Below are 20,325 nucleotides of genomic sequence, written 5' to 3' on the forward strand. Positions count from 1 at the left end.
TTCGCCTTAAATAATCCCAGCCTCCAAGCTGGCAGCCACAGATAGCCCCAGCTCCTCGCATTGCTCGATAAAACCTGCCTGAAAGTCGCCCCGGCAAATAAGTGGCTCCTTGTATGAGTCGCCAGCGCAGCCCGGTGGTAATGCTCTCAATGCCACGCTGAGTGCCGGTGCCATCGTGGCCTGCCCGAATATAAAACGCGAACGGTAAACCTTCGGTTTTATCAAGGCAGGCGTAGTAGCATCGATCAAATACGTCCTTCACTAACCCTGCCATATAGCCCAGGTTTTCAGTGGTGCCGAGAATAATCGCATCGGCTGAAAGAATATCGTCCGGTTGTGTTTCAAGCGGGGTGAGCGATGTTACCACCACCTTTTCCACGTCAGGGTGGGACGCGCCGTGCACCACAGCCTCCAGCATCTTTTGTGTGTTCTCGGAAGGTGCATGTGCAATGATCAGCAGTTTTTTGCATTCCGCCATGGCAGCCTCTTGTCTAATGAAGTAAGGACACGCAAAGGCAAACAGCCATTCTTTAAAGTGGCGCGTCTACCGGATGCTAGGGTAGCAACCTGGCTCTTATGTGTCGTCGCAGGTGAATACTTAGCGCTATGAGTGAGTACATCTACACTTAAGGTTCAGTGAACCAAATTCTGATAGGGATGGGGAGTGATAGGGGTGGAGAACGATAGAGGTAGAAAACAATAGGAGTGAAGAATGGCTAAGCGCTTCAAGGTGGGCGATCACGTAAAATGGAACTCAGAGGCTGGCTATGTAAGCGGGCATATCACTCGCGTACATACGCAGGATACGACCTACAAAGGTCATCACCGTTATGCCAGTGAGGAGGAGCCGCAGTATGAAATCAAAAGCGACAAAACCGATCATGTTGCGATGCATAAAGACGCCGCGCTTACTCTGATGGATCACTAGCGTTGCGTCGTGCCGTCGACGTGCCACACTTAACCCCTCAATGTCCGCTCCGAGTATTATATGCCCACTGACAACACAATTAAGGTCTACTACGATGCGGTTTGTCCCCGCTGCCGCAAAGACAGGCAGCGTTATGAGCATTGGGCAGGAGAGGGGGCAAGCGATATTCGTTGGTGTGATGTCAGTGAGCACCGGCATACACTGCAAGAGAAGGGTATAGAACCTGATACTGCGTTAAAGTCGCTGCATGTTGAGCGGGCTGATGGGGATATAGTAGAAGGCATTGATGCCTATCGCCTGTTAATGACTCGGGTTGTCTTTTTACACCCGGTTGCGTGGTTGATCGGCCTGCCGGTGATTAAACCAGGGTTAAGGAAGCTCTATGATGGCTGGGTAAAACGACGCTTAAAGCAGCAGGGTCGCTGGTCTTAAAAATGATGGTGGTAATTTGCATGGGGAGCCCATAGGAAACATGAAAATAAAGCAAAACATGTTATGTGTCCTGCTACTTGGGAGCGTGCTATTGGCAGGGTGTGCAGGCAAGCAACACAGGGCGACATCGACCGCATCTCAAACGAATGATGAGCCTGTTCAGGCAGCACCCGTTGCAAGTGCCAGCAGTGTATCGGCGACTGACTGGGTGCCGCCGCTGTACATGAGCCCTGAAGAAGAGGCCGCTTACTATGTGAGCCGGCTTTCTGATCGCCGCTTCGTTTCCTATTACGGCGACCAGGATAACCGCCGCACCTTTTATATTGCCGCCGAGCGGTTAGGTGATATTGGCTTACCCGCAGTGCCACTTTTGTATGCGCGCTTGAATACCCAGGATGAGTACGAACAAATGCTGGTGCTTTACGCGCTTCAACTGGCAACACAAGATCCGCTGCTAACGTCTAAAACCGGTGGGAATTATGTGCAGCTACCCTCCGTGCTAAGCCCCGAGAGCAACGCAGAAAATGTGGTAATTGCGCAGCAGTGGTGGCAACGCAACGCGGGTTATCTGAATTAACGTTGATGCCTTGGATATTTACTACCACTCTGTAGACATAGTGATTGGCTAACCAGGGAGAAACTTATGGCATTTGCTCTGTCATCAATGGAAGTCACCAGCACCGCTTTTGAGCAGCATCAGGCGATTCCTGCCCGCTATACCGGGGAGGGCGATGATCTATCGCCTCCTCTTGAGTGGCATAACGTACCTGAAGGTACAAAAGGGTTTGCGGTTATTTGCCACGACCCCGATGCGCCGCTGGTAAAAGATGGCCGCTACGGGTTTGTTCACTGGACCCTTTATAACCTGCCCGGCGATATTGCCGGGCTGGATGAAAACACTCAGCTGGGCACTTGTGGCAATAACGACTTCGACAAGCAGGGCTACGGCGGTCCTATGCCCCCAGAAGGGCATGGTAAGCACCTTTACTACTTTTTAGTGCTTGCTTTGGATCAGTCAATGGATCTGCCAAAAGGTCTAAGTGTCGCGGCGCTATTTGAGAAGGTAGAGCCGCACGTATTGGGAATTGACCGGCTTGTAGGCACCTACCAGCGGGGCTAATGCCCCCTTGGACTGGAGCATTTTGCCTAACCGGTGTAGGCTCCATCGCTTTGCTGGTTTTTGTGATGGAGCCATTGATGAACGAATTACCTAATTGTCCTGCCTGCGCCTCAACGTTCACTTACGATGACGGCTTGCAGTACGTCTGCCCGGAATGTGGTAATGAGTGGTCGAAAACGGCGGATGCCGATGCCCCTGACGATATTCCCAGCGTACGCGATGCGAACGGCAACCCCCTTTTTGACGGCGATAGTGTGACCGTCATTAAAGATTTAAAGGTCAAAGGCAGCTCGTTGGTTGTTAAGGTCGGCACGAAGGTTAAGAGTATTCGTATTGTTGAAGGTGATCATGATATCGACTGTAAAGTTGATGGCATTGGCCCCATGAAGCTTAAATCTGAATTCGTTAAAAAAGCCTGATGCTCAGTTAATCAGGTGCTGAGCCATAACAAGCCTATCCCTGGTGGATAGGCTTTTTTGTGGGATAGCCAATAAAATTCTTAAATGATAATGATTGTTGTTTTTGATGGTAACGGCGGCGAACGTGCCAGAACTTGACGCAATTTGCCAAGAATTGGGCAATAGGGCTTCACATCGATTTTATACAGGACTAAAATGGTACCCAATTAACACGCAAGCCAGCCTGATGATTTGCTGGCTAACGGGAGTCGCTATGCTCAAGCTTTCTCGGCTGACAGATTACGCCGCTGTTGTGATGGCACAAATTGCGCGTCACCCAGAGGCATCGCATACGGCTGCAGACTTGGCGGAAGACGTACAGCTACCGCACCCAACGGTAAGCAAAACGCTTAAGATGTTGGTCCGAGCGGGGCTTTTAGCGTCACAGCGAGGGGCGCAAGGCGGTTACCGGCTTGCCAGGCCCGCGTCACAAATTACCGCAGCGGATATTATTGCGGCGATTGAAGGCCCTGTCGCGATGACCGAGTGTAGCCATGCCCAAGGAGAGTGCGAGTTGGTCGCAACGTGTGGTGTGGCCGACAATTGGCAGCGTGTATCGCTCGCGATTAGTACCCTGCTTGAAAGCGTAACGTTAGCCCATTTGGCGGCATCATCGCCTCTCAAGCTACCCGTACAATTACCAATTCAAAGTATCAATCTATCGGCGGTATCTGCATAGCTCTGGATATACAGGGTTCTGAACATACGCAAATCCCGATCAGCGTTGATACGCATTTATTTATAATTGACGGCGAGCGGTGCTCGCCACCAACTGCCCGGAGGGTAACACCATGGCAACCGAAGAAATGGAACAGTTGGTTCGTCGCGAATACAAAGATGGCTTTGTAACCGATATTGAAAGCGACACGCTTCCACCTGGTCTAGACGAAAATACCATCGCGTTTATCTCCAAGAAGAAGGGTGAGCCGGAGTGGATGCTTGAGTGGCGTCTTGACGCTTACCGCCAGTGGTTGGCCATGAAAGAGCCTTCCTGGGCGCATCTTGATTATCCGCCTATCGACTACCAAGCGATTTCCTACTTCAGTGCGCCCAAGCGCCCCGAAGATGGCCCGCAAAGCCTCGACGAAGTAGATCCCAAGCTGCTGGAAACCTACGAAAAACTGGGTATTCCACTACACGAGCGGGCGGCGCTTGCCGGCGTTGCAGTTGATGCGGTATTCGATTCAGTATCCGTAACGACGACCTTTAAAAAGGAACTGGCTGAAGCCGGTGTTATCTTCTGCTCCATTTCTGAGGCAATCCGCGATTATCCCGAGCTGATCAAGCAGTATTTGGGTACCGTCGTGCCGGTGGCCGATAACTACTTTGCCGCGCTTAACTCAGCCGTGTTTACCGACGGCTCGTTCGTATTTGTTCCTGAAGGCGTTACCTGCCCGATGGAGCTATCGACGTACTTCCGTATCAATGCGGCCAATACCGGCCAGTTTGAGCGTACGCTGATCATTTGCGAAAACCGTGCTCAGGTTTCTTATCTGGAAGGTTGCACCGCGCCGATGCGCGATGAGAACCAGCTGCACGCGGCCGTTGTTGAGCTTGTCGCATTAGATGATGCCTACATCAAATACTCTACCGTCCAGAACTGGTACCCCGGTGATGAGAACGGCAAGGGCGGCATCTATAACTTCGTGACCAAACGTGGCGACTGCCGTGGCGCGCGTTCACGCATTAGCTGGACCCAAGTTGAAACCGGCTCGGCCATTACCTGGAAATATCCTTCCTGCGTGCTGCGCGGTAAAGACAGCATTGGTGAGTTCTACTCCGTTGCCGTTACTAACGGGCGCCAGCAGGCCGATACCGGTACCAAGATGATTCACATTGGTGAAGGCACGCGTTCCTATATCGTGGCCAAAGGTATTTCGGCAGGTAAGAGCGACCAGTCCTATCGCGGCCTGGTGAAAATTGGCCCGCGTGCCAAAGGCGCGCGTAACTTCACGCAGTGTGATTCGCTGCTGATTGGCGACAAGTGTGGCGCTCACACCTTCCCGTATCAGGAAATCGGTAACAGCACGGCAACGATTGAGCATGAAGCCACCACCTCAAAAATTGGTGAAGATCAGCTGTTCTACTGCCGGAGCCGGGGTATTTCCGAGGAAGATGCGGTCAGTATGATTGTTAACGGTTTCTGTAAAGATGTTTTCCAGGAGCTACCGATGGAGTTCGCGGTAGAGGCTGAAGCGCTCTTGAACGTGACATTGGAAGGCGCGGTAGGCTAATCGTTTAGCCGGATTGCCGTACACATTACTTTGATACGCGTCGCGCCAGCGACTCGCCAGAATTAGAAGGTTTATGACTATGTTGCAAGTAACTGATTTACACGTCACCGTTGAAGACAAGCAGATCCTTAAAGGGCTTACCTTGACCATCAACGCCGGTGAAGTACACGCCATCATGGGGCCTAACGGCGCGGGTAAATCAACCCTATCAGCGGTGATTGCTGGTAAAGATGGCTATGAAGTCACCCAGGGCAGCATCACCTTTGAAGGTAAAGACGTACTTGAGATGGAAATTGAAGAGCGCGCCCAGGCAGGCCTGCTGTTGGGTTTCCAGTACCCGGTTGAGATTCCGGGGGTAAAGAATATTTACCTGTTGAAGTCAGCGCTGAACGCCCAGCGCAAGGCGCGCGGTGAAGAAGATATGCCAGCGCCTGAGTTTATGAAGCTGGTAAAAGAGAAGCTTGGCTCTATGAAAATGGATGCCAGCTTTCTGCAGCGCGCGGTTAACGAAGGCTTCTCTGGCGGCGAGAAAAAGCGCAACGAAATTCTCCAAATGCTGGTGCTTCAGCCTAAACTCGCCATGCTGGATGAGATCGACTCCGGCCTTGATATCGACGCCATGAAAGTGGTCGCCGACGGTGTTAACAGCCTGCGTGCCGAAGAGCGCGCGATTCTGTTGGTAACCCACTATCAGCGCCTGCTTGACTATATCGTTCCTGATAAAGTCCACGTCCTGGTTGACGGCCGTATTGTTAAAACCGGTGATGCCGAGCTTGCCAAAGAGCTAGAGGCTAACGGATACGAAGGTATTGAGGAGTCTGTGGCATGAGCGATACGCAAACCTTTCTGGACACGCTAAAAGCGCGTAGCCAGCAGCGCGAAACGGAGCCGTCGTGGATTGCCGCGCGTCGCCAAGCGGGCGCTGCTCGCTTTGAAGCGCTGGGCTTTCCCACGCGCCGTGACGAAGAGTGGAAATATACCGATGTTCGCACCATCGCTCAGGGTAACTTTACACTGGCCGATAATGGCGACTACTCACCCGCTCAGGCAGCAGCGTTAACGCTACCTGTCGCGGCTTATCGGTTAACGTTTGTTGATAGTGTTTACGCCCCGGCGCTGTCGGATATCGACGCACTGCCCCAGAGCGTTCATGTTATGCCACTGTCAAAAGCGCTTGCTGAAAATCACGAAGCGGTGGGTGGCCCACTTGGCCGCTTAACAGGCGTGGATTTCTCTCCCTTCGCAGCCTTGAATACCGCGTTTATGGAAGAAGGCGCTGTGGTGCGTATCGCGCCGGGTACGGTGGTCGATAAGCCTATCGTGCTGCAGTTTCTCTCCAAGGCGAGCAGTGCGCCGGTGATGAGCCATCCACGTATTCTGGTTGAGGCGGGTGGTCGCAGTGAAGCCACGTTGATTGAGCACTATTGTGGCGATCAGGACGCAGCCAACTTCACCAACATTGTGGGCGAATTTATGTTGGACCGCGGCGCTATCCTGAACCACTACAAGCTTCAGGAAGCACCGCTTAACGACATGCATATTGCCAGCATGCATGTTGAGCAGGGGCGCGATAGCCGTTACACCTCGTATAACCTGAATCTGGGTGGTGCGCTGGTGCGTAACGACCTGATCAGTGACCTTAATGGTCAGGGGGCCGAAACCAACTTCTTTGGCCTGTTCTTCGGTCAGGGTCGTCAACATGTGGACAACCACACCAAGGTCAATCATAACGCGCCCTTGACGTTCTCCAATGAGAACTACAAAGGCATCCTGGATGACCGTGCGCATGGCGTGTTTAATGGCAAGGTGTACGTTAAGCGCGATAGCCAGAAGATTGAAGGCTTTCAGAGCAACCAGAACCTGCTGCTGTCTGACCGCGCCCAGATTGATGCCAAGCCTGAGCTGGAAATTTATGCCGACGATGTGAAGTGCTCTCACGGCACCACGACCGGTCAGCTGGATGAAGAGGCTATTTACGCGCTGCGTACGCGTGGTATCGATGAGGCGACGGCGCGGGGGCTGTTGACCCTGGCCTTTGCCGGTGAAGTGCTGGATAAAGTGACGCTGGATGAAGTCGCTGAGCGCGTAGAGCTTGCGGTTGCCGGTAAATTGCCGGAACGCTTTAACCTGGCTGGCCTGGTAGAAACGGCCGTCGCGCTCAACGACTAAGTTCTACGGCCTACTAAGGAGTGATGAATGTCGTCTACGGTACTTGAGAAAGCGACAGCGAATGGCCAGGCACCTTTTGACGTTCTGGCACTACGCAATGACTTCCCGATCCTTCGTCGGGAAGTGCATGGTAAGCCGCTGGTCTATTTGGATAACGCTGCCACCAGCCAGACGCCTCAGCAGGTAATAGACGTGTTTAGCGATTACTACTCGCGCTATAACGCGAATATTCACCGTGGCCTGCATACGCTGGCCGATGAGGCGACGGTGGCGTATGAAAACACACGCCAGCGTGTTAAAGCGTTTCTCAATGCTGAAGAGGCGCGCCAGATTATCTTCACGCGTGGCACGTCGGAAGCCATTAATCTGGTGGCTCAATCATGGGGTCGTACCCACCTGGCAGCAGGTGATGAAGTATTGATCTCACTGCTTGAGCATCACTCCAATATTGTACCGTGGCAGCTATTGGCGGCTGAGCGTGGTTTTACCATTAAAGTGATTCCGGTGGATGAAACGGGGGCGCTGGATATGGCGGCTTACCGTGCGCTGTTAAGCGAGCGCACTAAATTGGTCGCCGTGAACCATGTGTCTAACGCACTGGGAACCATTAATCCGGTAAAAGAGATGGCGGCACTTGCCCACCAGCATGGTGCGGTCATTCTAATTGACGGCGCGCAGGCGGCACCTCATCAGGAAGTGGATGTACAAGCGATTGATGCCGATTTTTACGCCTTCTCTGGCCACAAGGTTTACGGGCCAACAGGCGTCGGCGTACTTTACGGTAAGCAGGCACTGCTTGAATCCATGCCGCCCTGGCAAGGCGGTGGTGAGATGATCAAGACGGTCTCCTTTGACGTTGGCACTACCTTTGCGGATATTCCGCATAAGTTTGAGGCAGGCACCCCCGCCATTGCTGAAGTCATTGCCTTGGGCCGCGCACTTGAGTGGATCGAAGGTGTTGGCGTCGCGGCGATTGGAGAGTGGGAAGGGGTGTTGCTTGAACATGCTACTCAAGGCGTAAAGCGCATTGATGGATTGCGGATTGTGGGAACCGCGCCGCACAAAGCCGGGGTGCTATCGTTTGTTGTTGACGGTGCACACTCCCAGGATATTGGTCTGTTGATCGATCAGTTAGGCGTCGCCATTCGTACCGGTAATCACTGTGCGCAGCCGCTGCTTCAACACTTTGGCGTGGATGCTACGTGCCGAGCATCGTTTGCGGCGTATAATACCCTCGAAGAAGTGGAGGTGTTTATTGCCGCTCTCAATCGCGTTATTGGCATGGTGCGTTAAGGCAATCTATGAGTAACGAGAAAGCTATGGACATCGAGCAAATCGCGAGCCTTGAGCGGGGCCAGAAATTGCCACTTCAGCGTGACGTGGAAGCTATTGCGATTCCCTTTGGGAAAACGGATATCCTGGCGGAAGATAGCGTTGTTAGCGTGATGCAAGCCAAGGGCAGCTCGGTCAGTGTTGGCTTTGAAGGGCGCCTCTATCTCATAGAGGGGCGCAATTTAGATGCCTTGGGGCTTGAGGCGTTACCGCGCCCGACCCTGCACGAAAATGCCAGCGAGGAAGAAATAGAGCAGTTTGTATGGGACCAACTACGGACCTGCTTTGATCCGGAAATCCCGGTTAATATCGTGGATCTCGGGCTGGTGTATGGGTGCCGTATTGAGCGGCTGATTACGGGCGAGCAGGTCGTGACGATCCGTATGACGCTGACCGCTCCTGGCTGTGGGATGGGGGATGTCATTGCGGCAGATGCACGTAATAAAATTCTCGGAGCGCCCCAGATTAGCAAGGTCCATACCGAGATTGTGTTCAGCCCCTCCTGGAACCGTGACATGATGAGCGACGAGGCGAAACTTGAGCTTGGCATGTTCTAAGCGCCTCAGGATAGCCGGATGCACAGCGTCTTGCTAAGGTGGATCAAACGCCTGCTAATGTCGCTAGGAGCGTTATTGCTGCTGGCGGCATTGCTATTTGTAGGCGGTAATTTATGGGTAGTAGGTAGCACGGCACGCTACATCGAAAGCCAAGTGCTTGAGTGTCGCCCTGCGGATGTAGGGATTGTATTTGGCACCTCCCACTGGACTCGCAGTGGTCTACGTAACCCGCATTTTCATGCCCGCATGCGTACGTCAGCCCTGCTTGCCAATGAGCAGCGCGTGTCTCATTTGTTGCTGTCGGGGGATAATCGTACCCAAGCGTATAACGAGCCGCGTGCCATGTGGCGTGATTTGCATCGACGAGGCGTACCTGCCGAGCAGCTCACCATGGATTTTGCGGGGTTTAGTACCTACGATACGCTGGCGCGAGCCCGCGACGTTTTTCAGCTTGAGCAGGCGCTTTTGGTGACCCAAAGCTGGCATTTGCCGCGCGCGATATTTATTGGTCGCGCACTTGGGTTGGATGTAACGGGATGCGTTGCAGAAGAGAACCCTGCAGCCGATGAGTGGCGTTTGAGAGCGCGCGAATGGTTGGCGCGAGTTGCGACGCTGGGCGATATCTATATATGGAATCGGCAGCCTTACTTTCTGGGCCCACCCGAACCCATTGAGCTTCAAAACGTCGTGCCATTCACTGCGCCGACGCTTGATAGGCTGGAACCAGAACAAGTTTTATAGAGCTTAGCGCTTTGCTTTACGTTTTTGCAGCGTATAAAGCTCGCGAATAAGCTTACGGCACCCCTGCATGCACTCATCCACCACCGGCTCAATAGGGTCGGGTAGCGGGTGGGTAAACAGGGTAGATAGTGCCTGCATCAAAACTCGCTCTTGCTCTAACAGCTCGTTGATTAATACCTGGCTATCGTTGCCCACAAAGCTTTTTAGACGGCTCCATAGCCATAAAAAATCATCGCGTTCAACGTCAGCATCTCGCGGCAGCATCTTTAAATGTGCTCGTGCAAGTTCCTGGAGAGAGCGCATCTGCTTTAAGCGCGCTGTATAGTGCGGCTTCAGCGCATCACGCAGCGAGGGGCGCAGGCGTTCGATATTGTCCTGGAAATAATCAATGCTGTCGGCCAGCGCTTCTAACACACTGTCCATCGCCACTTGGCGATTGTCGAGAAACATGAGCGTCTACCTCCTTCGGTGACGCAGATTGTGGGGGGGGCAGCAAATATTTGCCACCCCTCATACGGATTATTTTTGGTTTTTTCCCTTAACCTTTAGGCTTGGGCGGCGCTTTACGATTTGGAGAGGCATTTTTTTCAATATGTTCAATGATCAAGCCTGCAATATCCTTACCGGTTGAGTTCTCGATACCCTGAAGGCCTGGTGAGGAATTGACTTCCATAATGACTGGCCCGTGGTTAGAGCGTAAAAGATCGACCCCCGCAACGCGTAGGCCCATGGCTTTGGCTGCCCGAATGGCCGTTGAGCGCTCTTCCGGCGTAATCCGAATAACACTGGCCGTGCCGCCCCGGTGTAAATTAGAACGGAACTCGCCTTCTGCTGCCTGGCGCTTCATGGAAGCGACGACTTTATCACCAATAACAAAGCAGCGTATATCCGCGCCGCGAGCTTCCTTGATGTACTCCTGAACCATGATGTTGGCCTTCATGCCCATGAACGCTTGAATCACCGATTCAGCGGCCTGGTTGGTTTCCGCCAATACAACGCCGATGCCTTGCGTGCCTTCCAGCAGTTTGATGACCAGTGGGGCGCCTTTAACCATGGTAATCAGGTCCGGAATATCATCCGGCGAATGGGCAAAGCCGGTAATCGGCAGCCCAAGTCCCTTGCGCGAAAGCAACTGGAGCGAGCGCAGCTTGTCACGGGAACGAGTAATGGCAACGGAGTCATTAATAACGTAGGTGCCCATCATTTCAAACTGACGCAGTACCGCACAGCCATAGAACGTTACTGAGGCGCCAATGCGCGGAATGACAGCATCGAACGGCTCAATTTCCTGCCCCTTGTAGTGAATAGAAGGGTGGTGAGATGCAATACTCATGTAGCAGCGCAACGTATCAACAACACGGGCCGAGTGCCCACGCTGCTCAGCAGCCTCGATGAGGCGACGTGTCGAGTACAAATTGCGATTACGTGACAGTAGTGCGATATGCATTCAGGACTCCGGGCCAAATAAAGGGCTAATCGTCATTAATTTAAGGCTCGCCATGTAAAAATGCAGCGCCCGGGGCCACTAGCAGGCGGCGCATGGCGCGGCGCCCTAATAGCATGGCGTGACGCATATTGCTGCGATCTGTCAATGTCAATTCAACAGGAAAGCTCATCTGGCCCATTTCCATCATCGTACGAACAACATATCGCCATTCGCTATGCCCATTTGAGCTGATCACCCGGCGTCTATCATGCAGATGCATTTTTAGGCGATGAGCGGGCGTTTCTGGCCCACCGCTATGGGTGATAAAGCTAATCCATAGCTGCCCATGCTCATCTTCATGTGTTTCAATTTCCTCGGCATGTAGTGCTGATGTACGTGCCCCGGTATCTGCCTTACAGCATAGGTGAAGCCCCAGCTCAGGCAACGTCACCATCTCGCGACGGCCAATAACCGCTTTAGCCTGGTAGGGTAGTTCCTTCACGGCTGACTCCTTGAAATTCGTTAATAGCGCTGCCCATTTAACGGCTAGCCGCTGATGTCATGGCCGCCATACGTCGCTGTATGGCCGAACCGTTAGGGGCATCTCGTAACGCTACCATTATTGGTAGCCGTAAACGCGGTATTAAAGCAAGGTCGCGCACGACCGCAGAAAAGTTGGTCCGTTCATCCTCCGCCAAGCGGCTCAGGAAAAGCGGTAAACGATGCGCGTCTTCCAGTAAGAGCCAACCGCGACCAGCCATCGCAGCCAGTACATCGGGTCCACACGCATGAGCGTCTTCCAGCAAGCTTGTATACCAGTCGCCTACGCTTGGTTGGCACGTGCTACCCACCGCACGAATACAGGCGCAGAGCGTTTCAACATCGCCTTCACTCGCCGCTTTTTCACCTATCTCACGCAGCGCCAACACTATCGACGCCACTGCTAGAGGCTGATGCTCTAAACAGTAGCAGAGTGAGTGCACAACGCTAGTGGGTAGGGTGGCGAGCCGGGGGGCCAGGGTGTTGGCCTGGGAATCATCCATGCGTGCCGTGAAATCGGCGATTCCTTGAAGCCCTAGTGCTTGCCAGTCAATGGTTTGCTGGCCGGTCAGATAGGCTTCAACAGGCTCGAGATGTTGGCTGGCGGGCAGTTCACGCTCTTGCGTTGCGAAGGCGTTGAGCACTGCCTGGAAGGTTACGTTAGGCGTAAAGGCGAGCGGATTATCCGTCATTAAATGCTCCACGTCTTTAGCGTTCTGGCCTACGTATGCAACATTTTTCCCCAGGGTTTCCATCAGGCGATTTAAAAATCCATCGCGCTGAGCGGGGGAGAGCAGCCCCTGCTCGTCAAGAGGAAGCGCTAAAAACCATATCGCCGGTTCGGGCATGTCGCCTAGCCGAAATATGGCCGCGAAGCGTGCCTGACCTTGCCAAGGCTCGGGCCAGGCACATTGGCCACGCTCAAAGCGACTCAGTGTCTCACGCGAGCAGGCACTCACGCGTCGGCCCATATAATAGAGCGAAACCTCGGCGCCACTACGTGTAAAAAAATCATCAATGGTCTGAATCGGTTGCATGATGTCCTTCCGCTTTGCAAGTCTGCACTCTACCTTGACCGCTGCACAGTGTCAGCCGTAACGGTCGATAAATTGGTGCTTTTTTATACGGATGATCAAAAAATGAACAACTTCCTGCAAGCCTCTTGAGAGTAGCGTTAGCGAGACCTTTCCATAGTTTATCCACAGCCTCTTGCAGGTTTTCTGTGAATCGGTGAATAACCTGAGTTGGCGGGGGATAAAGTGGTAACTCGTGGACAGAGTTGGGATAATGGGCATTAACCAAACTGATTTGATACAAGGTGTATATGAGCGTCCATCAACAGCTTCAAACCGCGCTTCTTGAGCTTGAAGCCGCCATGAAGGCCGCCAATTTATGGCGCGTCCCCACGCCGGATGTAACGGCGTTCGCAAGCCAGGAACCCTTCTGTATTGATACGATGTCGCTGCCCCAATGGGTGCGTTTTGTATTCGTGGCACGGCTGAATGCGCTCGCCGAAGCGAAAGCGCCAATGCCTGCGAAATGCGAGGTAGCCCCGGCAATGGCCGCCTATCTTATTCAGGAAAAAGTACGCCCCAGCGACCAATGGCTGGTCGTGCGTGCTTTTGAGAAAGTCGACCAGCTGGTTACCGAGAATTAATCGGTAGTACGTCGCCTTGTATGCGTTGCGTCAGAATTCGTTGGTGACGCATCCAAAAGCGATGACCGACGGGTGACCGATCAGTTGCGCGTTTGTTAGTACCGTTGTGCAATACGAAAAGGCCACCTCGCGGTGGCCCTGGTAACGCTCTATTTATCTACTGCGTTAGGACTCAATACGCTGATATTCACCGGCATCAGCGGTCATGCTACTTACCACCATAATGGCGATGAAAGAAGCGATGAAGCCGGGGATGATTTCATAGATGCCGGGGCCACCCATAAACTCGCCGTTCCAACCCAGTGCGATCCAGATAATAACGGTGAGAGCACCTACTACCATGCCTGCAATGGCGCCCGCTCCGTTGGTGCGTGGCCACATTAGTGACAGAATGATTAAGGGACCGAAAGCGGCACCAAAACCTGCCCACGCGTTACTCACCAGGCCGAGTACCTGTGACTCTGGATCAGAGGCGATAATGGCGGCTATCAGGCCTACCAGCACGACACAAATCCGGCCAACGGTAACGGTCTGCTTTTCCGAGGCTTGTTTGTTCAGGAACAGGCGGTAGATATCCTCTGTCAGTGATGAAGATGCCACCAGAAGCTGGCTGGAAATGGTACTCATCACTGCCGCTAGAAGGGCTGCAAAAAGGAAGCCGGTCACCAGCGGATGGAATAAAAGCTCTGCCAGGACAATAAAGATAGTTTCGGGATCCTGAATTTCCAGGCCATTACGAATAGCGTAAGCCCGGCCAAAAATACCGAGCGAGATGGCGCCAATCAGGGAAATGGCCATCCAACCCATACCAATATTACGGGCGGTAGGTACATCTTTCAGATGCCGGATAGCCATAAAGCGCACGATAATATGCGGCTGGCCGAAATAACCCAGTCCCCAGGTCACCGCCGAGAGCCAGCCAATAAAGGTCAAGCCCTCTGTCCACGACAGTAGCGTTGGATCGACTTCATTAAGGGTCTGGGTTGCTTGGCTGAAGCCCCCACCGCCTTCGCCGAACAGCACCACTGCGGGCATGATAATTAGCGCCAGCATCATAATGCAGCCTTGTACAAAGTCCGTCAGGCTTACGGCCAAAAAGCCGCCCACTACGGTATAGACAAGTACCACGCCCAGCGTGATGATGATGCCGGTTGCATAATCGCTTAGGCCACCAACATTCACCAAGCCAGAAAACGCACTTTCGAATAGCTTACCGCCAGCCACCAGGCCTGACGCGGTGTAGACCGCGAAGAAGATGACGATGACAATCGCCGAGACCGTTTTCAGCGACATTGCCCGGGTCGGGAATCGGTTAGCCAAAAAGGCCGGGATGGTGATTGCATTGCCATAGTGAACGGTCTGTTCACGCAGGCGGGGTGCAACCAGAAGCCAGTTGAAGAAGGCCCCGACGAACAGACCGATGCCGATCCAGGCAGAGCCCAGGCCCGATACAAACATCGCGCCAGGTAAACCCAGCAGCAGCCAGCCACTCATGTCTGAGGCACCCGCTGAAAGAGCGGCTACTTTAGGACTTAAGGTACGACCGCCTAGCACGTAATCTTCAGAGGTGGATGTCGATGTGCGCATCGCATAAAGCCCGATGCCGATCATCAGCGCAAAGTAAGCAAAAAGGCTGATCCAAACGCCAATAGCCATGAAATTCTCCCGTTTATCAAGTCGGATAGCACCGACCGGTGAGTGCGCTTACCGAGCCATGCTTGGTAATAGCACAGACTTATTGTTGTTAACCCTATTTCTTGTTAACCCAGCCTTTTGTTCACGCTGTAACCTGCAAACATTTGGCGAAGGTACCGTCAAAAAGAGGTTTCAAGCGTTTATTTGCCATATTCCCTGTGCCTAATGCCCCCCTTCTGTGGAGGGGGCATGTAAAGGCCATTACGCTTTTATTTTCAACCATGAGAGATCCTTTTTGAGGAGTTCAGGTTTTCCATTTAGATGAGCTATTTACTCATCGCCTAGCGCCAGCAAGGACGCATTCCCGCCTAAAGCGGCCGTATTGTTAGTAATCGTCTTTTCAGTGATAAAACGCTGCAGGTAATTCGGCCCGCCTGCTTTAGGGCCTGTACCTGAAAGCCCTTGTCCACCAAAGGGTTGAACGCCTACTACGGCCCCAATGATATTACGATTAATGTACACATTGCCCGCACGAATTTTCTGTGCAATGCCCGCAGCAAAGGATTCATTACGGCTATGGACACCAAACGTTAGCCCGTAACCCCGGCTATTGATATCGCTGATCACCTGGTCAAGCTCGCTGGCCTTATAGCGCACAATGTGCAGTACAGGACCGAATTGTTCGCGGGTTAACGCATTGATACTGTCGATAGTAAAGGCCACAGGGGCCACGAAGGTACCGTTTTCGGTGTGCTCGGCTGACATGGGCGTTTCGGCGACCAGGCGATCTTCCCCTTTAAGCTTTTCGATATGCTCAAGCAGGCCCTTGCGCGCCTCCTCGTCGATCACCGGGCCAACGTCAGTACCCAAATCGCGCGGATCACCGATACGCAGCTCGTTCATTGCGCCTTTTAAAATCGTGATGACGCGGTCGGCAACGTCGTCTTGCAGGTAAAGAACTCGCAATGCCGAGCAGCGTTGACCAGCGCTTTGAAACGCAGATTGGATAACATCCACCACGACCTGCTCGGGAAGCGCGGTGGAGTCGACGATCATGGCGTTCATGCCGCCGGTTTCAGCAATCAGCGTGGGCAGCGGCGCATTTTCACGCGCAGCCAAGGCACGGTTGATGATCTGCGCCGTGTCGGTGCCGCCGGTAAATACCACGCCAGTAATGCGCGGGTCAGAGGTCAGCACGCTGCCCACGGTCGGGCCATCGCCTGGCAGCAACTGAACCACATCGCGTGGCAAGCCCGCTTCATAAAGCAGCTCGATCACCCGGTGGGCGACAATTGACGTTTGCTCGGCAGGCTTGGCCAGCACGGTATTGCCCGCAACCGCCGCCGCAACAATCTGCCCGCAGAAAATCGCCACCGGGAAGTTCCACGGACTGATCGCGGCAAACACGCCTTTACCGCCCATGATTAGCTGGTTGGATTCACCGGTCGGACCAGGCAGCTCAATCGGCTCGCCGAAGGAGTCTTCCGCGCGCATGGCGTAATAGCGGCAGAAATCGACGGCTTCTTTGATCTCGTCCACACCGTCCGTTAAGAGCTTGCCGCCTTCGCGTGAGCAAAGGGTCATAAGCTCCGGCATGTGCTCTTCCAACAGGTCAGCCAAACGGCGCAGTACGGCAGCGCGTTCGGTAACCGGCGTGGTTTCCCAGCGCGGGAAGGCATTCCAGGCAGCGTCAAGCGCCTTGGTGGCCTGTTCTTTAGTTGTCCACTGAACGCTGCCTACGCTTTGACGGCGATCAAAGGGGCAGGTCACGTTGTGGGTATTGGCAGCATCGTCCGCCACATCGAACGCCAGCAGCGGTTTGACCGGGTACTGCTTATCCATAAAGACGGCCATCTTATCCATTAACGGATAGAAGTGGCTGCGGATATTCAGGTTGACGCCTCGCGAGTTGCGCCGCTTGGACCCGTAAATATCCTTGGGTAGCGGAATCTGCGTATTGGCTAAGGATGCCTGCTTACGCAGAGCCTCTATGGGGTGCTGGCAAAGCCATTCCACCGGTACTTCGGGGTCGACCAATTGGTGAACAAACGACGAATTCGCGCCGTTTTCCAGCAAGCGGCGAACCAGATAGGGTAGCAGGTCTTTGTGCGCGCCGACTGGCGCGTAAATGCGGCAGTACGTACCTTGGGGAGCGCGCTTCAAGGCAGCTTCATAAAGGGCTTCGCCCATGCCGTGCAAACGCTGGAACTCAAACGGACGACTATCGTGATTGGCTAATTCAAGAATAGTCGTAACCGTATGCGCGTTATGGGTCGCAAACTGGGGGAAAATGCGCCCGAGGGTATCGTTTGACAGCAGGAACTGAGCACAGGCCAGGTAGGCAACATCCGTGCACGCCTTGCGGGTATAGACGGGATAGCCGTCGACACCCAGCTGTTGAGACTCCTTGATTTCGCTATCCCAGTAAGCGCCTTTCACTAAACGCAGCGGAATTTCATCACCTTGCTCATCCGCTAAGCGGTTAATGTAGTGCAGTACCGGCAGGGCGCGCTTGGAGTACGCCTGCACGACCAGTCCAAAGTGTCCCCAGCCTTTAACCGCATCGCTTGAGTAAACGTCGCGGAAAACTTCCAACGAAAGCTCCAGACGGTCAACTTCTTCGGCATCAATGGTGACCGCCACATCCAGCTCGCGAGCTTTGGTGACCAGCTTGATAACTGTATCAACCAGCTCTGCCAGCACCTGTTCGCGGCGACCAAACTCATAGCGGGGATGCAGCGCTGAGAGTTTGATCGATACCGAAGGCTTGGGCGTTTTATCACTTAAGTGCTGGGACGTTTTACCCACCTGCTCTATGGCGCGGGCGTAGTCGTCAAAGTAGCGTTTGGCATCATCGTGGGTGCGTGCGGCTTCACCCAGCATGTCGTAGGAGTAGGTGTAACCTTTATTGAATAGCGGCTTGGAGCGTTTTAACGCTTCGTTAATATCACGGCCCAATACGAACTGCTTGCCCATGATTTTCATCGCTTCAACCATCGCGCGACGAATCACAGGCTCACCCATACGATTAACCATGCGGTTAATAAACGTCGCAGGCTGGCCATCTTTAGGGTGATCAAGCTTCAGGACACGGCCGGTCATTAACAGGCCCCATGTGGAGGCGTTTACCATCCACGACTCACTTTTGCCGGCATAAGATTGCCAGTCAGCGGGGCCAAGCTTATCTTCAATCAGCGCATCAGCGGTGGCTTTGTCGGGAATACGCAGCATCGCTTCAGCCAGACACATCAGCATTAGCCCTTCGTGGGTATCCAGGCTGTACTGCTGTAGGAGCTCATCAATGGTATCTACCGCCGTGTCCATTTCACGAACATCGTGGATGAGCGCTGCGGTATTGGCTTCAATGCGGGAAAAATCGTCGCGATCCGCATCCAGCCACGTGATTAATTCGCTGACGTAGGTTTCTTCGTCCACAAGGTAGTGGTCGCTTACCTGAGCCATCAGCGTATCAAGGTCCGTTTGCCAGGTGGCAGAGTCACGCATGTTTTTAGCGTTGAGCATTGAGGCCCCCGTAAATTTACATAAAACGAGTAGGTGGTAGGGCATTTCGCCCAAGCTGCGCTCGAATGTAGAGTGGTCTGTGTTTCCGTGTATGTCGTTTTCTCGGTAAAACGTGTCAATTTCGCGGCAAGCAGAGCTACTTTGCGACCTTAGTAGTGTGTGCTTGATGCTGCCAGTGGTTTTTTGAGCATAGTGGAGGATGCTGTCGTTAGCGAAACCGGTGCCTCTTGGCGTAGAGCACGGGGCGATATGCCGTAGCTGCGCCGAAACGCATGAGAGAGTGCGCTCTGGTTGGCAAATCCTGTTTGAATGGCAATGTCGGTTAACGGCAACCGACTTTGCAAAATCAACTGACGAGCCGCGTGAAGTCGTCGGCGCTTAACGTATTGCCAAGGCGAAAGTCCTGTCTGATTACGGAAGCACTCTGAAAAGTGGGCTTCACTGAGGCAGGCAAGCCTGGCCAAGTCAGCAACGCGCAGCTCATCGGCCAAGTGGCGGTTAATAAAGCGGTCGATAAGAGAGACATCAATTCTGCGCAGAGAAGCCGATGGGGTATGCTCAAGGCGCGCTTTGAGCGAGCCCAGTAGCGTGGCGGCCAAGCGGTCTTGCTGAAACGAGACAGGTGAGGTATCAAACCCTTGGGCAAGCTCGCTTTCCATAAACGCCAGGTAGTGGCGTAAAGGGTTATCTAACGCAAAAAAGCGCGGCACATCAAACAGGGCGACCAGCTCGCGGTGTTCACCTGTCAGGGCGGGCGCATTTTCTGGCAGATCAATAATCAACTGCCGGTTATGACCATGGCCTGAGTAGTAGTGCTCGTGATTGGCAGGCACGATACAGCCTGAGAACGCATTTACACGTCCGCCGAGCCCCTCAATTTCAAACTCCGAGGAACCACACAACGTAATCACAATTTGGTGAAAGTCATGTGCGTGATGATGGGTTGCGCTCGCCAGCGGTATTTTGCGAATAGTACTGGGCATCAGGTTGTCTCCTCGGCGCTTTCAACCGCATCTACGTTTGACGCAAGGCGGTATGAGCCGCCAGATGATCTCGTAATACTTGTAGCTCCGCTTGCCCTTCCTGATTTAATAGCGGTTTGCCTTGGGCGATTTGCCAGCGTCGCCCATGCAGCTCCATTAAACGCGACGCTCTGCGTCGAATGCCGTCCAGATAGTCATTATGACGTATTGGATAGCCGATAATCGTATCCCACTCGGCTTCGCTCACTTGGCTATCCAGGGCCTTGTCAAACAGTGCCAGCAAATCCTTTGGCTCGGTACGGTAGCGCGGCGTACCTACCGTCATCAGGGCTAATAAAACAGCACCTATCACCAGCAGGCAGACGCCGAGTACCAGTAGGTACAGTGCCATGCATCCACTCCTGTGCTCTTTAATGAATTGAATGCTTAAGTATACGCGCGACCTCTTAAAGACAAAAATTTTAAACGATGGCGAACTTTTTCGGCGCAAGGTGTCTGAAGTAGTACGACAACGTAGCGATAGCAGTCGCTAATAGTGTTGTCCTAGCTATTGTTTCTCGATCCCTTGCTTCCGCTGCCTTTTGGGCAGCG

The 20,325-nt window shown here is 53.4% G+C and carries 21 protein-coding genes and 1 pseudogene; 13 read left to right on the forward strand and 9 right to left on the reverse strand.

The window, feature by feature from the left end:
- Positions 1-6 precede the first annotated feature (6 nt).
- A pseudogene (locus ACT3TY_RS15590) lies at positions 7-478 on the reverse strand (flavodoxin family protein).
- A gap of 234 nt (positions 479-712) precedes the next feature.
- On the opposite strand from ACT3TY_RS15590, the gene ACT3TY_RS15595 reads away from it, so the two are divergent.
- The 12 genes from ACT3TY_RS15595 to ACT3TY_RS15650 all read left to right on the forward strand — a co-directional run bounded on the left by ACT3TY_RS15595 (position 713) and on the right by ACT3TY_RS15650 (position 9,971).
- The gene (locus tag ACT3TY_RS15595; protein ID WP_172118329.1) at positions 713-928 is read left to right on the forward strand and encodes a hypervirulence associated TUDOR domain-containing protein; all 216 of its coding nucleotides are present in this window, start codon (positions 713-715) and stop codon (positions 926-928) included.
- Positions 929-988: 60 nt separating this feature from the next.
- Positions 989-1,360, forward strand: a complete 372-nt coding sequence (locus ACT3TY_RS15600; RefSeq protein ID WP_444628851.1) for a thiol-disulfide oxidoreductase DCC family protein — start codon at positions 989-991, stop codon at positions 1,358-1,360.
- A gap of 40 nt (positions 1,361-1,400) precedes the next feature.
- Positions 1,401-1,937, forward strand: a complete 537-nt coding sequence (locus ACT3TY_RS15605; RefSeq protein WP_444628852.1) for a hypothetical protein — start codon at positions 1,401-1,403, stop codon at positions 1,935-1,937.
- Between the two features lie 66 nt (positions 1,938-2,003).
- Positions 2,004-2,480, forward strand: coding sequence for a YbhB/YbcL family Raf kinase inhibitor-like protein (locus tag ACT3TY_RS15610; protein ID WP_441679216.1), 477 nt, complete (start codon positions 2,004-2,006; stop codon positions 2,478-2,480).
- 77 nt (positions 2,481-2,557) lie between these two features.
- The gene (locus tag ACT3TY_RS15615) at positions 2,558-2,899 is read left to right on the forward strand and encodes a zinc ribbon domain-containing protein YjdM (protein WP_172118326.1); all 342 of its coding nucleotides are present in this window, start codon (positions 2,558-2,560) and stop codon (positions 2,897-2,899) included.
- Positions 2,900-3,152: 253 nt separating this feature from the next.
- On the forward strand, positions 3,153-3,617 hold the full coding sequence (locus ACT3TY_RS15620; protein WP_441679217.1) for an SUF system Fe-S cluster assembly regulator: 465 nt from the start codon (positions 3,153-3,155) through the stop codon (positions 3,615-3,617).
- Between the two features lie 112 nt (positions 3,618-3,729).
- Positions 3,730-5,172 carry a Fe-S cluster assembly protein SufB gene (gene sufB, locus ACT3TY_RS15625; protein ID WP_172118324.1) on the forward strand — a complete coding sequence of 481 codons (1,443 nt, stop codon included), beginning with the start codon at positions 3,730-3,732 and terminating at the stop codon, positions 5,170-5,172.
- A 79-nt stretch (positions 5,173-5,251) separates the two neighbouring features.
- Positions 5,252-6,001 (forward strand): Fe-S cluster assembly ATPase SufC, encoded by a 750-nt coding sequence (gene sufC / locus ACT3TY_RS15630; RefSeq protein WP_172118323.1) that lies wholly within the window; start codon positions 5,252-5,254, stop codon positions 5,999-6,001.
- On the forward strand, positions 5,998-7,341 hold the full coding sequence (sufD, locus tag ACT3TY_RS15635; protein WP_444628853.1) for a Fe-S cluster assembly protein SufD: 1,344 nt from the start codon (positions 5,998-6,000) through the stop codon (positions 7,339-7,341). Before sufC ends, sufD begins: the two co-directional genes overlap by 4 nt.
- 27 nt (positions 7,342-7,368) lie before the next feature.
- Complete coding sequence (locus tag ACT3TY_RS15640; RefSeq protein WP_441679219.1) at positions 7,369-8,634, forward strand: SufS family cysteine desulfurase; 1,266 nt, start codon at positions 7,369-7,371, stop codon at positions 8,632-8,634.
- A gap of 26 nt (positions 8,635-8,660) precedes the next feature.
- The gene (gene sufT / locus ACT3TY_RS15645; RefSeq protein ID WP_172118354.1) at positions 8,661-9,230 is read left to right on the forward strand and encodes a putative Fe-S cluster assembly protein SufT; all 570 of its coding nucleotides are present in this window, start codon (positions 8,661-8,663) and stop codon (positions 9,228-9,230) included.
- Positions 9,231-9,248: 18 nt separating this feature from the next.
- Entirely contained in the window at positions 9,249-9,971 is a 723-nt protein-coding gene (locus ACT3TY_RS15650; protein WP_193055125.1) for a SanA/YdcF family protein, read from the forward strand.
- A gap of 3 nt (positions 9,972-9,974) precedes the next feature.
- On the opposite strand, the gene ACT3TY_RS15655 is transcribed toward ACT3TY_RS15650, so the two are convergent.
- The 4 genes from ACT3TY_RS15655 to ACT3TY_RS15670 form a co-directional block, all read right to left on the reverse strand.
- On the reverse strand, positions 9,975-10,421 hold the full coding sequence (locus tag ACT3TY_RS15655; RefSeq protein ID WP_172118319.1) for a hypothetical protein: 447 nt from the start codon (positions 10,419-10,421) through the stop codon (positions 9,975-9,977).
- A gap of 88 nt (positions 10,422-10,509) precedes the next feature.
- On the reverse strand, positions 10,510-11,418 hold the full coding sequence (gene rimK / locus ACT3TY_RS15660) for a 30S ribosomal protein S6--L-glutamate ligase (RefSeq protein ID WP_087111618.1): 909 nt from the start codon (positions 11,416-11,418) through the stop codon (positions 10,510-10,512).
- A 40-nt stretch (positions 11,419-11,458) separates the two neighbouring features.
- A complete protein-coding gene (locus ACT3TY_RS15665) occupies positions 11,459-11,899 on the reverse strand; it encodes an ATP-dependent zinc protease family protein (protein WP_172118318.1) in 441 nt (146 codons plus the stop codon).
- Between the two features lie 37 nt (positions 11,900-11,936).
- Positions 11,937-12,974, reverse strand: a complete 1,038-nt coding sequence (locus tag ACT3TY_RS15670) for a DUF3549 family protein (RefSeq protein ID WP_441679220.1) — start codon at positions 12,972-12,974, stop codon at positions 11,937-11,939.
- 287 nt (positions 12,975-13,261) lie between these two features.
- Here ACT3TY_RS15670 and ACT3TY_RS15675 point away from each other — a divergent pair, with 287 nt between their 5' ends.
- Positions 13,262-13,594 carry a YqcC family protein gene (locus ACT3TY_RS15675; RefSeq protein WP_172118353.1) on the forward strand — a complete coding sequence of 111 codons (333 nt, stop codon included), beginning with the start codon at positions 13,262-13,264 and terminating at the stop codon, positions 13,592-13,594.
- Between the two features lie 165 nt (positions 13,595-13,759).
- Here ACT3TY_RS15675 and putP read toward each other — a convergent pair whose 3' ends face one another.
- The 4 genes from putP to ACT3TY_RS15695 all read right to left on the reverse strand — a co-directional run bounded on the left by putP (position 13,760) and on the right by ACT3TY_RS15695 (position 20,125).
- The gene (putP, locus tag ACT3TY_RS15680) at positions 13,760-15,250 is read right to left on the reverse strand and encodes a sodium/proline symporter PutP (protein WP_444628854.1); all 1,491 of its coding nucleotides are present in this window, start codon (positions 15,248-15,250) and stop codon (positions 13,760-13,762) included.
- Between the two features lie 309 nt (positions 15,251-15,559).
- Positions 15,560-18,751 carry a bifunctional proline dehydrogenase/L-glutamate gamma-semialdehyde dehydrogenase PutA gene (gene putA / locus ACT3TY_RS15685; RefSeq protein ID WP_444628855.1) on the reverse strand — a complete coding sequence of 1,064 codons (3,192 nt, stop codon included), beginning with the start codon at positions 18,749-18,751 and terminating at the stop codon, positions 15,560-15,562.
- Between the two features lie 149 nt (positions 18,752-18,900).
- Complete coding sequence (locus ACT3TY_RS15690; RefSeq protein WP_172118314.1) at positions 18,901-19,734, reverse strand: AraC family transcriptional regulator; 834 nt, start codon at positions 19,732-19,734, stop codon at positions 18,901-18,903.
- 31 nt (positions 19,735-19,765) lie between these two features.
- Positions 19,766-20,125 carry a hypothetical protein gene (locus tag ACT3TY_RS15695; RefSeq protein ID WP_172118313.1) on the reverse strand — a complete coding sequence of 120 codons (360 nt, stop codon included), beginning with the start codon at positions 20,123-20,125 and terminating at the stop codon, positions 19,766-19,768.
- Between the last annotated feature and the right edge of the window lie 200 nt (positions 20,126-20,325).

It is taken from the genome of Halomonas sp. AOP22-C1-8 (assembly GCF_052378905.1).
GTDB lineage: Bacteria > Pseudomonadota > Gammaproteobacteria > Pseudomonadales > Halomonadaceae > Vreelandella > Vreelandella citrativorans.